This is a genomic window from Neorhizobium sp. T25_27 (genome assembly GCF_002968565.1).
GTDB lineage: Bacteria > Pseudomonadota > Alphaproteobacteria > Rhizobiales > Rhizobiaceae > Neorhizobium > Neorhizobium tomejilense.
In genome coordinates, this window is sequence record NZ_PVBJ01000002.1 from 676,426 (window position 1) to 688,516 (window position 12,091).

Annotated in this window: 10 protein-coding genes; 6 read left to right on the top strand and 4 right to left on the bottom strand. The window is 61.8% G+C overall.

The genetic code is table 11. The annotated features are described in order from the left end of the window. Entirely contained in the window at positions 1–1,440 is a 1,440-nt protein-coding gene (locus tag C5J24_RS10165) for a glutamine synthetase family protein (protein WP_105404115.1), read from the bottom strand. A 126-nt stretch (positions 1,441–1,566) separates the two neighbouring features. On the opposite strand from C5J24_RS10165, the gene C5J24_RS10170 reads away from it, so the two are divergent. Beyond that, the gene (locus C5J24_RS10170; protein ID WP_105417590.1) at positions 1,567–2,748 is read left to right on the top strand and encodes an NAD(P)/FAD-dependent oxidoreductase; all 1,182 of its coding nucleotides are present in this window, start codon (positions 1,567–1,569) and stop codon (positions 2,746–2,748) included. Between the two features lie 491 nt (positions 2,749–3,239). Further along, positions 3,240–5,078: a methyl-accepting chemotaxis protein gene (locus C5J24_RS10175; protein ID WP_105417592.1), complete on the top strand. Its 1,839-nt coding sequence runs from the start codon at positions 3,240–3,242 to the stop codon at positions 5,076–5,078. Positions 5,079–5,090: 12 nt separating this feature from the next. Here the strand turns inward: C5J24_RS10175 and C5J24_RS10180 are convergent, their stop codons facing one another. Then, positions 5,091–5,414 carry a hypothetical protein gene (locus C5J24_RS10180; RefSeq protein WP_105417594.1) on the bottom strand — a complete coding sequence of 108 codons (324 nt, stop codon included), beginning with the start codon at positions 5,412–5,414 and terminating at the stop codon, positions 5,091–5,093. Between the two features lie 90 nt (positions 5,415–5,504). Between C5J24_RS10180 and C5J24_RS10185 the strand changes: the two genes are divergently transcribed. Further along, positions 5,505–6,368: a LysR family transcriptional regulator gene (locus C5J24_RS10185; RefSeq protein WP_105417596.1), complete on the top strand. Its 864-nt coding sequence runs from the start codon at positions 5,505–5,507 to the stop codon at positions 6,366–6,368. A gap of 27 nt (positions 6,369–6,395) precedes the next feature. Here the strand turns inward: C5J24_RS10185 and C5J24_RS10190 are convergent, their stop codons facing one another. Together C5J24_RS10190 and aceA are read right to left on the bottom strand one after the other, a co-directional pair. Next, positions 6,396–6,635, bottom strand: coding sequence for a hypothetical protein (locus tag C5J24_RS10190; RefSeq protein ID WP_105417598.1), 240 nt, complete (start codon positions 6,633–6,635; stop codon positions 6,396–6,398). A 33-nt stretch (positions 6,636–6,668) separates the two neighbouring features. Continuing rightward, the gene (aceA, locus tag C5J24_RS10195; protein ID WP_105417600.1) at positions 6,669–7,958 is read right to left on the bottom strand and encodes an isocitrate lyase; all 1,290 of its coding nucleotides are present in this window, start codon (positions 7,956–7,958) and stop codon (positions 6,669–6,671) included. 205 nt (positions 7,959–8,163) lie between these two features. Here aceA and C5J24_RS10200 point away from each other — a divergent pair, with 205 nt between their 5' ends. From C5J24_RS10200 to C5J24_RS10210, 3 genes are all read left to right on the top strand, one after another. Further along, on the top strand, positions 8,164–9,582 hold the full coding sequence (locus C5J24_RS10200; RefSeq protein WP_105417602.1) for a short-chain fatty acyl-CoA regulator family protein: 1,419 nt from the start codon (positions 8,164–8,166) through the stop codon (positions 9,580–9,582). 122 nt (positions 9,583–9,704) lie between these two features. Continuing rightward, positions 9,705–10,802 (top strand): polyamine ABC transporter substrate-binding protein, encoded by a 1,098-nt coding sequence (locus C5J24_RS10205; protein WP_105404122.1) that lies wholly within the window; start codon positions 9,705–9,707, stop codon positions 10,800–10,802. A 77-nt stretch (positions 10,803–10,879) separates the two neighbouring features. Continuing rightward, positions 10,880–12,037 (top strand): ABC transporter ATP-binding protein, encoded by a 1,158-nt coding sequence (locus C5J24_RS10210; protein ID WP_105417604.1) that lies wholly within the window; start codon positions 10,880–10,882, stop codon positions 12,035–12,037. The last annotated feature ends 54 nt before the right edge of the window (positions 12,038–12,091 follow it).

Below are 12,091 nucleotides of genomic sequence, written 5' to 3' on the forward strand. Positions count from 1 at the left end.
TCACACGTTGAGAAGCAGGAATTCCCGCTCCCAGGGGCTGATCACCTGCATGAAGGTCTCGAATTCGCCGCGCTTGACGCCCGCATAGAGGCCGATGAATTCCGAGCTGAAGACGCTGGCAAGCGCCGGATCGGACTCGAGCAGCGACACGGCTTCGAGCAGGCCGCGCGGCAGTTCGATCGATCCCTCGTTGGCTGTATCCTCGGTCGGCGGACCCGGCTCGATCGCGTTCATGATGCCGAGCAGGCCGCAGCCGAGCGAGGCCGCGAGCGCTAGATAGGGATTGGCGTCCGAGCTCGGCAGCCGGTTTTCGACGCGCCGGGCGTTCGCATCCGAGACCGGAACGCGGAAGGCGGTGGTCCGGTTGTCGTAGCCCCAGGCATTATTGACCGGCGCCGACATGTCGGGCGTCAGGCGGCGGTAGGAGTTCACATAGGGGGCCATCATGGCGAGCGTCTTCGGCACAAAGGTCTGCATGCCGCCGATGAAGTGGAAAAACTCCTTCGAGGCGGAGCCGTCCGGGTTCGAGAAGACGTTCTTGCCGGTCTTGATGTCGACCACCGACTGGTGGATGTGCATTGCCGAACCCGCCTGGCCCTGCATCGGCTTGGCCATGAACGTGGCGTAGATGCCGTGTTTCATGGCCGCCTCGCGGATGGTGCGCTTGAACATGAACACCTGATCGGCGAGTTCGATCGGGTCGCCATGACGCAGGTTGATCTCAAGCTGCGCCGGGCCTTCCTCGTGGATCAACGTATCGATCTCGAGGCCCTGCTTTTCCGAGAAATGGTAGATGTCGTCGATCAGCTCGTCGAATTCGTTGATGCCGGCGATCGAATAGCCCTGGCCGCCGAGGATGGACCGGCCGGACCGGCCTTTCGGCGGGTGCAGCGGATAGTCCGGATCATCGTTCTTGGCGACGAGGTAGAATTCGATTTCCGGCGCCACGACCGGCTTCCAGCCCCGCTCCTCATAGAGCTTGAGGATGTTCTTCAGAACGTTGCGCGGCGTATAGGGAACAGCCTTGCCTTCGGTGTCGACGATGTCGCAGATCACCTGCGCGGTCGGGTCGGTCTCCCAGGGCACCACCGCCAGGGTCGAAAGATCCGGCACCAGCTTCAGGTCGCTGTCACGCGGCTCGTAGCGGAACGTGCCGGTCTCTTCGGGGTATTCACCGGAAATGGTGTGGCGGTAAAGGGCGGACGGCAGCGCCAGCGAGGTGTTCGAGGTGAACTTCGAAGAGGGCATCATCTTGCCGCGTGGCACGCCGGCGAGATCGGGCGTGATGCACTCGATATCCTCTATCCCTCGAGCCCGAAGCCACGCGGCGGCCTCCCGCCAGTCCGCCACCCCTCTGAGCGAAGTGAGCGTCGGCTGGGCAGTCGCGGCTTTCGCCACAGTGCCGGTTGCAAGGGCGGGAGCGGTTTTTTTGCGCGGCATGACACATCGGGGTGAGGTTGATCGGATGTTCCATCATAACCACGGATTGGCGAATGGCGAGGGGGAGACGCCATTGACTTTGAGTTGCCGATCGAAAACAGCAGATATTGAAACAAGGAGCATGCGGTGACGCGGAAATTCGATGTGGTGGTCCTGGGCGCCGGCGGCGCGGGCATGATGTGCGCCATCCGTGCGGGCGGACGCGGCCGTTCGGTGCTGGTCCTCGATCACGCCAAGGCGCCGGGCGAAAAGATCCGTATTTCCGGCGGTGGCCGCTGCAATTTCACCAATATCCATGCGACCGCCAAGAACTACCTCTCAGCCAATCCGCATTTCGCCAAGTCGGCGCTTGCGCGCTACACGCCGCGCGATTTCCTGGACATGGTCGAACGCCACGGCATTCCCTGGCACGAAAAGACGCTCGGCCAGCTCTTCTGCGACGACAGCGCCAAGGACATCATCCGCATGCTGCTGTCCGAAATGAAGGCGGCGAACGTCGTGCTCGAATTGCAGAAACAGATCACGTCGATCGAAAAGATGCCCGACGGCTTCCGCATAGGCACCTCCGACGGGCCGGTGGAGGCGGGGTCGCTGGTGGTTGCGACCGGCGGCAAATCGATCCCCAAGATGGGCGCCACCGGTTTTGCCTACGACGTCGCCCGGCAATTCGGGCTGAAGATCGTAGAGACGCGGCCGGCGCTCGTGCCGCTGACGCTCGATCCGAACCTGCTCGAAAAGCTGTCGCCGCTTTCCGGCATCGCGGTCCCGGCCGAAGTCCGTCACGGCAGGACTGCCTTCCGCGAGGCATTGCTCTTTACGCATCGTGGCTTGAGCGGCCCGTCGATCCTGCAGATCTCCTCCTATTGGCGGGAAGGCGACGACGTGACGCTGGTCATCGAGCCCGACCTCGATATCGCAGCGATCCTCAAGACGGCCCGCAAGGCAAACGGAAGGCAGGCGGCGCAGACGGTACTGGCGGAAGTGTTGCCGAAACGGCTGGCGCAGTTCTTCGTCGAAAACCGCGGCCTGACCGGGCATCTCGCCGATCTTCCCGACAAGGCGATCGAGGGGCTGGCCGCCTCGATCCAGACCTGGGCCATCCGGCCCGCCGGTTCCGAAGGTTACCGGACGGCCGAGGTGACGCTCGGCGGCATCGATACCTCGGAACTGGACTCGAAGACGATGCAGGCCAAGGCGGTGCCTGGCCTTTATTTCATCGGCGAATGCGTGGATGTGACCGGCTGGCTCGGCGGCTACAATTTCCAATGGGCATGGGCCTCGGGCCATGTTTGTGGGGAGGCTTTGTAGTATAGGTTGATTCAGCACTTGTTAATGTGAGCGCCCCATCCTGCCTTAATGCCAGCCAAGTCCTGTGTTTTAAGGCGGGCATGCGCTTCCTGCCGGTGGCGGCTGGAGCGCCAGAGCAACTTGCCTTGGAGTGCCGTTTCCATGCAGAGACCCAGCCGTGCCCGTGCAATCGCAATCGCTAAGGTTCAGGATAACCCGAAGCTCATTCGCCTTCGTTTTCTCGCGATCGCCATCGGTGCAACGGCCGCGCTCCTCGCGCTTCCGACTCTCTTTTTCTAAGAGCTTCCACTCTTCGAGATCACCGCGCGCCTGAACGGCGGCGGTCTTTAGTCACGCTCGCGGAGCGTTGGCCTATTTGTTCTTGGGCATTCCCAAGCTCAGTTCTGTGCCTCAGAGGCCTCTTTAATTCACTACATTCAAATTTAGTAAATTTTCACTTCCCCAGGCGATACTAGATTTCAGTACATAGTTTTGCGGGGAAGCTGGCCTAAATGATCAAAATCCTGCCGTCGTCCGTGGTATCGCGGATCGTTCTTCTTTGCCTTTTCATGATCTTCGTTGCGGTGATAGCGGTAGGTGGCCTCACCTATACCTACCTGCGCGGCGATATCATGGATACGGCGAAGAACGATGCCCGCAAGGCGATCCGCACCATGAGCCTGCTCTACGATCTGGAGCTGGACGGCGCCAAAACCGAGATCCGTGACGGCGCGGTCATCCGTGTCAGCCAGGCCGAGGGTGTGGTGAAAGACCATGACATGGTCGATCGCACGGCGTCAGCCATCGGCGGTGTCGCGACCCTGTTCGAAAAGAGGGGCACCGACTATGTCCGGATATCGACCAATGTGAAGACGGAAAAGGGCGAGCGGGCGGTCGGCACCAAGCTTGCCGCAGAGCATCCGGCGCAGCCGTTCCTGGCGCGCGGGGAAGCTTATTTCGGGCCTGCTGTCTTATTCGGCAAGGATTTCATGACGGGGTATTTCCCCATCACCAACGCCTCGAACGGCGTCACCGGCCTGCTTTTCATCGGCATTCCGATGGAAGTCTATTTTGCCCATATTGCCACTGCGGGTCATATCGTTATCGGTACATCGCTTGCCGCTCTTCTCGTTATCGGAATCGCAAGCCTTTTCGCCCTGCGTATGCTGCTGAAGCCGCTCGGCGTGCTGACCGGCACCGTGCATGCACTTGCCCAAGGCAATGACGCAACCGAAATCCCCTATGCCGAACGCCGCAACGAATTCGGCAATATCGCTCGCGCCCTGGAAGTTTTCCGGGAAGCCGCGCGCGAAAAACAACGGCTGGAGAGCCGCAGCGCCGAGGATCGCGCCGAAACGGAGGCCGAACGCCGTCGCAACGATGCCGAAAAGCAGCGTGTTGACCGCGAGATCGACACTGCCGTCAGCGAACTGGGTGCGGCTTTGGCCCGCCTGGCGCAGGGCGACCTGTCGAGCACGATCGAGACGCAGTATTCCGGCCGGCTGGAGCAGCTCCGCACCGACTTCAACGGCTCCATCGTCCGGCTGCGGGACACGCTTTCTCATATCCGCGAAAGCACGCTCTCCATCCAGAAAAGCAGTGCCGACCTCAGCCACTCCTCGACCGAACTTTCGCGCCGTACCGAAACCCAGGCGGCCTCTCTCGAGGAGACAGCTGCCGCGGTCGACGAGATCACCGCGACGGTCCGTTCTTCGGCCGAGCGCGCTCGCGAGGCGGACCTGGCAGTCGCCGTCACCAAGAAGAGTGCCGACAGCTCCGGCACCGTGGTGAGCAACGCCGTCGCTGCCATGGGACGTATCGAAGAGGCTTCCGGCAAGATCGAACTGATCATCGAGGTTATCGACGACATCGCGTTCCAGACCAACCTTCTGGCGCTCAACGCCGGCATCGAGGCAGCCCGTGCCGGTGAAGCCGGCAAGGGATTTGCGGTCGTAGCGCAGGAAGTTCGCGAACTGGCGCAGCGTTCCGCCGGTGCCGCCAAGGAGATCAAGGACCTGATCACCCAGTCGAGCCGGGAAGTCGGCTCCGGTGCCGGCCTTGTGCAGCAGGCGGGCGAAGTGCTGGCAGCGATCAGCCAGCAGATCACCGGCGTCAGCCAGCATGTGGAAATGATCGCGACGGCCAGCCGGGATCAATCGGCCGCGTTGCAGGACATCAACAATTCCGTCAACCGCATGGACCAGATGACCCAGCAGAACGGCGCGATGGTCGGCGAGACGACGGAAGCAAGCCGACGTCTCGCAAGCGAAGCGGATGCCCTGCTCGAACTGGTAGAGCAGTTCCGCATCGACGCGAGCAGTCGCCGCTCGGGTTATTCCCGCGCTGCGTGATATCTGCCGATCTCAAAGCGACGGCGAGCCGGGTACCGCGGAAAATCGGGTGCCACGCCGCTCCGGCACTGCCCGGCAATCTTGCCTCGGGCGGCAGCGGTCGGAGTTTTGGTCTTCGCCTGCGCCGCCGGATAGACTGGAACCAACCTCCTGGGCGGCAGCGATGCCGCCCTTTGCCGTTTTATGTCTATCCGTCACCCGCTGCAGGCTGACGAACCAGCGCGGGTAGGGATGGGCGTAACGTTCATAGAAATCGTTCTCCGCTGCGGTATCGCGACGGATGGGACTTGTTCGGAAGAGGTACGAATAGGCGGCTGCGACGATATTCTCATGCATCGGAATTGCTCCGTTTGTGGAAACCGTCTCCTCTATTAAACCTCAAAAACTGCTTCTTGTACCGCCGAATTCCGGCTATGTCTTTCACCGATGAAAAACATCAACTGGGATGCCTACGAGCTTTTCATGCAGGTTGCCCGGCTTGGCGGCCTGTCCGGTGCTGCCGGCATCACCGGATTGGGCCCCGCGACGATCGGCCGGCGGATGCTCGATCTGGAAGAGGCCGTCGGGCGTCCGTTGTTTTTACGCAGCCGCACCGGCTATCAGCTGACCGCCGATGGGTCTGCGTTGTTTGCCCAGATTCTGGAGATGGAGGGCGCTGCCCGCCGCATCGAGAGCTGGAAACGGGAAGGTGCCGGTTCGACGCTGGTGCGGGTTGCCTGCGGCACCTGGCTTGCCTGGATGTTCACCCGCAATCTCTCGCTTATCCGCACCGAGCGCGATGACTTCCGCCTCGATTTCTATGTCGCCGAACGACGGGCGAGCCTGACGCACCGGGAAAGCGATATCGGCATACGTGCCTTCGAGCCGGAAGAGCCGAACCTTGCGGCAACCAGGCTCGGGGAAGTCGCCTATGCGGCCTATCGTGCCCGCAACGCCCACCCCTCGGTTGCCGACCGCTGGCTTGCAGTCTCGGAGGAGGATGCGATTTCCGCCTATCTCCGTTGGCCGCATCAGGAACGGGCGGCGCAAGTGGCGGTCACCGTCAACCGCCCGCGCTCCCTGCGCGATTTGGCGCTGGGCGGGGCCGGAACCGCGGTCCTGCCCTGTTTCGTCGGCGACCAGGACATGCGGCTGGAGCGGGTCGGCGGCGAGATCGAGAGCCTTCGGCACAGCCAGTGGATCGTCATGAACAACGACGATCGCCACCGCCGGGATATCCGCACGGTGGTCGATCGCATGGTGAAGTTCGCCCGAGGCCACGGCCCGCTATTTGCCGGCCGCCAGCCCTAGGCGCCTCCTCGCTCACTGGACCCGGGCTCACTGGACCCGGTTGGTGACGATGACCGGGATCATCAGGTCGCCCCAATGCCCGTCGCCGCCGTGATGCCGCGCGGAGCGGACGAGCTCGACCGATACACCGGCATCGACTGCCTTCATGATCGCATGGTTGAGGCGATGCAGGTCGTTGGCCAGCATGCGGATCGCTGCCTGCTGCTCGGGCGTCATCGCGGTCGACTGCTCTTCTGCGCGTTCCTTGACATGGGTCTGGATGTTCATGGTGGTTCTCCTGTTGGCGATGAGTTTCTAGGTCTATTCGGCAGCCGGCCGGAACTGGTCGTGCTCGGTGGATTCCTTCATCGCGGTGGTCGATGAAAGCCCGCCCGATATCGCGACCGAGACGGCGTCGAAATAGCCGGTGCCGACCTCGCGCTGGTGTTTGGTGGCGGTATAGCCGTTGATCTCGGCGGCGAACTCCGCTTCCTGCAGCTCCGAGTAGGCAGCCATCTGGCGGTCCTTGTAGCCACGGGCGAGCTCGAACATGCCGAAATTCAGCTGGTGGAAGCCCGCCAGCGTGATGAACTGGAACTTGTAGCCCATCGCACCCAGTTCCCGCTGAAACTTGGCGATCGTTGCGTCGTCGAGGTTCTTTTTCCAGTTGAACGACGGCGAGCAGTTGTAGGCGAGCATCTTGCCTGGATGCGCCTTGTGGACGCCCTCCGCGAACCGGCGGGCCTGTTCGAGGTCCGGCTTCGAGGTTTCGCACCAGATGAGATCGCAATAGGGTGCATAGGCGACGGCGCGGGCGATGCAGGGTTCGAGCCCGTTCTTCACCTGATAGAAGCCCTCGACCGTGCGCCCGGCATCGTAGTCGACGAAGGGCCGGTCGCGCTCGTCGATATCCGAGGTAAGCAGCTTTGCCGCTTCCGCATCGGTGCGGGCGATCACCAGCGTCGGCGTGCCCATGACATCGGCGGCAAGCCGCGCGGCCGTCAGGTTGCGGATATGTGCGGCGGTCGGGATTAGGACCTTGCCGCCGAGATGGCCGCACTTCTTTTCCGATGCGAGCTGGTCCTCGTAGTGGACGCCCGCGGCACCCGCCTCGATGAAGGCCTTCATGATCTCGAATGCGTTGAGCGGCCCGCCGAACCCGGCTTCCGCATCCGCAACGATCGGCGCGAACCAGGTTTCGACCGAAAGGCCCTTGCCTTCCGATGTCTCGATCTGGTCGGCACGCTGCAGGGTGCGGTTGATGCGCCGCGCCAGTTCCGGCGCGGCATTGGCCGGATAAAGCGACTGGTCCGGATACATCGCGGAAGCGGTATTGGCATCGGCTGCGACCTGCCAGCCCGACAGGTAGATTGCCTTCAGCCCGGCCCGGACCTGCTGCATGGCCTGATTGCCGGTCATCGCACCCAGCGCGTTGACGAAGTCCTCGCGGTGCAGCAGCGACCACAGCCGGTTTGCACCCATTTCGGCGAGCGAATAACGGATCTCCGCCGAGCCGCGCAACCGCTTGACGTCGTCTGCGGAATAGGGGCGTTCGATCCCCTCGAAACGGCCTTTTTGAGCGCCTGGAACCAGCGTGTAAAAATCTGTCATCGTCATCCTCCTGTGTAAATGCCTCAGCCGCTCGATGCGGATTTGATGTGACTATATTTACAGAACAGAATGCTGCACTGCCAGAAAAGATGCCATATTGCTCCCTACAAAGGGGTTAGGATGTCTTGTCTTTCACAAGTGCTTCTGTGAAGATGTCAATTTAGTAAAATAGCCCGAACAGCGGCTTTGTAAAAAACGGTGACAAATGGCAGAACGAAAGATTTTTGCCGGCCCGCGGGTGCGGCGGGTGCGATTGGGGCTTGGGCTCACCCAGACGGCCATGGCCGAGGCGCTCGGCATTTCGCCTTCCTATCTCAATCTCATCGAACGCAACCAGCGGCCGCTGACCGTTCAGCTCCTCTTGAAGCTCGCCTCCGTCTACAAGGTCGATCTCGATGCGCTGCAGGGCGAGGGCGGCGGTCTTGCGGGGCGGCTACGCGAAGTATTTGCCGATCCGCTGCTGGCCGGTGAAATCCCCGGTGACCAGGAAATCATCGAGGTGGCGGAGGCGGCCCCCAATGCGGCGCTCGGGCTGATGAAGCTTTATCGCGCCTATCGCGAGCAGGCAGCAAGGCTTTCCGATCTCGCCGAGCTTCTTGCGCGCGAGGGTCACGAAACATCGATTGCCGGCACGCGCCTGCCGATCGACGAAGTGCGCGAGACGCTGGAGCGTCGCCCCAACTTCTTCGCGCGCATCGACGATGCGGCGGAAACCTTCGCGACCAGGCTCGGAACCGGCGACGAGCTGCCCGGCGCCTTGAAGGCCTGGGCGAAGAACGAGCACGGCATCGTGGTGCGCACGCTACCCGTCCATGCCATGCCGAACCTGCGCCGGCGTTACGACCGCCATTCCATGCGGCTGTTTCTCTCGGAGAGGCTCTCGCCCTTCGATCGGACCCGCGAGCTTGCCATGGAAGTGGCGCTTCTGGCGCTGGGCCGGGAGATCGCCGCCGAACTCGAAGACCTCAACCTCTCCACCAACGAGGCGCGGCGCATCGGCCGCTTCGAGCTCGCCCGTTATGCCGCCCATGCGCTGATGATGCCCTATGGGGCTTTCCTCGCGGCAGCCCAGCGCGCCCGATACGATCTCGACGTGTTGCGCTCGCGCTTCGACGTGTCGTTCGAACAGGCCGCCAACCGCCTGACGTCGCTCGCGCGGCCCGGCGCGCCGGGCATTCCGTTTTTTCTGATGGAACTTGACCACGCCGGCAATGCGATCCGCCGCGCCGGCGCTCAAGGGTTCCCGCAGGCCCGTTTCGGCGGGTTCTGTCCGAAGCTTGGGCTCCATTCCGCCTTCCTCCAGCCGGGCCAGGTCCTCGTCGATCGGGTAGAAATGCCGGATGGCGGGACGTTCCTGACATTGTCGAGGACGCTCGAAGGCCCTCAAGCGGGGTTCGGCGAGCGGATCCGGCGCACTGCGATCCTTCTCGGCTGCGATCTGTCGAGCGTGGGAGACACCGTCTATGGCGAGGCCCTGCCGGGAAGCGCGGCGACGGTACTTGTCGGCACCGCCTGCCGGCTTTGCGAAAGACAGGGTTGCCTTTCCCGTGCCGAACCGCCGGTCACCAGACCGCTCGGTCTGGACGAGATGGTGACCGGCCTCAGCGCCTTCGATTTCCAATGAGTTTTGCGGCGGCGCACATTCCCCCTTGTGGGGTGTAAAATTACTTTTTACTCTCGCGAAAAATATAAGGGAACTAGGCGTGATTTGACGATTGCGCAGAAAAAACTGGAACAGGAGAGATCATGAAAAGTCATTTGCTCAGTCTTGCCGCTGCAGTTGCCGCAACGGCCTTCGCCGCGACGGCCGCTCTGGCCCAGGAGCGCGAAGTCCGCGTCTATAACTGGTCGGACTATATCGATGAGTCGATCCTGGTCGATTTCACCAAGGAGACCGGCATCAAGGTCATCTACGATGTGTTCGACAGCAACGAGATGCTGGAGACCAAGCTTCTCGCCGGCGGTTCCGGTTATGATGTCGTCGTGCCAACCGGCCCGTTCCTCGCACGCCAGATCCAGGCCAAGGTTTTCCAGAAGCTCGACAAGTCGAAGCTGCCGAACCTCTCCAACGTGTGGCCGCTGGTTTCCGAGCGTCTGTCGAAATACGATCCCGGCAATCAGTATGCCGTCAACTACATGTGGGGCACGACCGGCATCGGTTATAATGTCGACAAGGTGAAGGCGGCACTCGGCAATGTTCCGATCGACAGCTGGAATGTCCTCTTCAAGCCCGAAAACGCTGCCAAGCTGAAGTCCTGCGGCATCAACATTCTCGATGCATCCGACGAGACCTTCGCAATCGCGCTCAACTATCTCGGCAAGAACCCTGACAGCAAGGAAACCAAGGACCTCGAAGCCGGCGGCGCCGTCTACTCGAAAATTCGCAAGTCCGTGAAGACCTTCAATTCGTCCGCCTATATCGATGAGCTCGCCAATGGCGACAGCTGCATCACGATCGGCTGGTCGGGCGACGTGCTGCAAGCCAAGACCCGCGCCGAGGAAGCCAAGAACGGCGTCAACATCGAATTCATCATTCCCAAAGAAGGCACCTATATGTGGTTCGACAACCTCGCGATCCCGGCGGACGCGAAGCATGTCGCCGAAGCGCATGCCTTCATCAACTACCTGATGAAGCCGGAAGTCATCGCCAAGGCTTCGAATTTCGTTCAATACGCCAACGGCAACCTGGCTTCGCAGAAGTTCATCGACAAGGAAGTCCTGGAAAATCCTTCCGTCTATCCGCCGGAAGACGTGGTCAAGAAACTCTTCACCATTTCGCCCTACGGGCCGCGCGAGCAGCGGGTCCTGAACCGGGTCTGGACGCAGATCAAGACCGGTAGCTGATCAAGGGCGGGGCAGGCGGAAACGCCTGCCCCGAATGCTTTTGGGGCAGCGGCAATCGGGTGAAATGGGGTAAGGGCATGGCGAAATCTCTTGGGCCGGTTAAGCGTAAATTTTCTCCCTGGACCGACCCGTCGGCGGTTCCGTTCATTCGTTTCGAAAACATCACCAAACGGTTCGGCACCTTCACCGCCGTCGACAACCTGACGCTCGATATCTACGAGCGGGAATTCTTTTCGCTGCTCGGGCCCTCCGGTTGCGGCAAGACGACGCTGATGCGCATGCTCGCCGGTTTCGAGGAACCGACCGAAGGCCGCATCCTGCTGCAGGGCAAGGATATTTCCGGTGTGCCGCCCTACCGCCGGCCGACCAACATGATGTTCCAGTCTTACGCGCTCTTCCCCCATATGACGGTCGAAAAGAACATCGCCTTTGGGTTGGAGCAGGACAATCTGCCGAAGGGTGAGATCGCCACCCGCGTCGAGGAAATGCTGAAGCTCGTCAAGCTGGAGCAGTTCGCCAAACGCAAGCCGAACCAGCTGTCCGGCGGCCAACGCCAGCGCGTGGCGCTCGCCCGTTCCCTCGCCAAGCGCCCCAAGGTGCTGCTGCTCGACGAGCCGCTCGGTGCGCTCGACAAGAAGCTGCGCGAAGAGACGCAGTTCGAGTTGATGGACCTCCAGACCAAGCTGGGCCTGACATTCCTGATCGTCACCCACGACCAGGAGGAGGCGATGACCGTGTCCGATCGCATTGCTGTCATGGACAAGGGCCTGATCATGCAGGTGGCGACGCCGGCCGAAATTTACGAAGCGCCGAACAGCCGCTACGTCGCGGATTTCATCGGCGACATCAACATTCTCGAAGGCACGGTCGCTTCGACCGACAGCGCACTCGGCGCGCCGGGCACGGTCAGGATCGATTGCGACGGCATCGCGGTATCGGTGGAGCAGGAATGCCAGGCGGTCGCGGGCGACAAGGTCGCCTTCGCGGTGCGGCCGGAAAAAGTCCGCATCTCGCCCGACCAGCCGGCGGGTATCTCGGCCAATGCGGTCTACGGCGAAGTCTGGGATATCGGTTATCTCGGCGACTTTTCGGTTTTCCTGGTGAAGCTCGCGGATGGCCGGGTGGTGCGTGCGGCGCAGGCCAACGTTTCCCGCCTCGTCGATCGGCCGATCACCTTCGGCGATATGGTCTGGCTCACCTGGCCGCTCGATGCCGGCCTCGTGTTGACGCGTTGAGCGGGGGACAAGGAGATGGCAAATGTTTCCGAAACCCACCCCGCCAACAAACCC

What these genes read in the sequence shown, in the direction of transcription:
- C5J24_RS10165 (WP_105404115.1), bottom strand. Translation starts at nt 1,440, where the DNA reads ATGCCGCGCAAAAAAACCGCTCCCGCCCTTGCAACCGGCACTGTGGCG.
- C5J24_RS10175 (WP_105417592.1), top strand. Translation starts at nt 3,240, where the DNA reads ATGATCAAAATCCTGCCGTCGTCCGTGGTATCGCGGATCGTTCTTCTT.
- C5J24_RS10180 (WP_105417594.1), bottom strand. Translation starts at nt 5,414, where the DNA reads ATGCATGAGAATATCGTCGCAGCCGCCTATTCGTACCTCTTCCGAACA.
- C5J24_RS10185 (WP_105417596.1), top strand. Translation starts at nt 5,505, where the DNA reads ATGAAAAACATCAACTGGGATGCCTACGAGCTTTTCATGCAGGTTGCC.
- C5J24_RS10190 (WP_105417598.1), bottom strand. Translation starts at nt 6,635, where the DNA reads ATGAACATCCAGACCCATGTCAAGGAACGCGCAGAAGAGCAGTCGACC.
- aceA (WP_105417600.1), bottom strand. Translation starts at nt 7,958, where the DNA reads ATGACAGATTTTTACACGCTGGTTCCAGGCGCTCAAAAAGGCCGTTTC.
- C5J24_RS10200 (WP_105417602.1), top strand. Translation starts at nt 8,164, where the DNA reads ATGGCAGAACGAAAGATTTTTGCCGGCCCGCGGGTGCGGCGGGTGCGA.
- C5J24_RS10205 (WP_105404122.1), top strand. Translation starts at nt 9,705, where the DNA reads ATGAAAAGTCATTTGCTCAGTCTTGCCGCTGCAGTTGCCGCAACGGCC.
- C5J24_RS10210 (WP_105417604.1), top strand. Translation starts at nt 10,880, where the DNA reads ATGGCGAAATCTCTTGGGCCGGTTAAGCGTAAATTTTCTCCCTGGACC.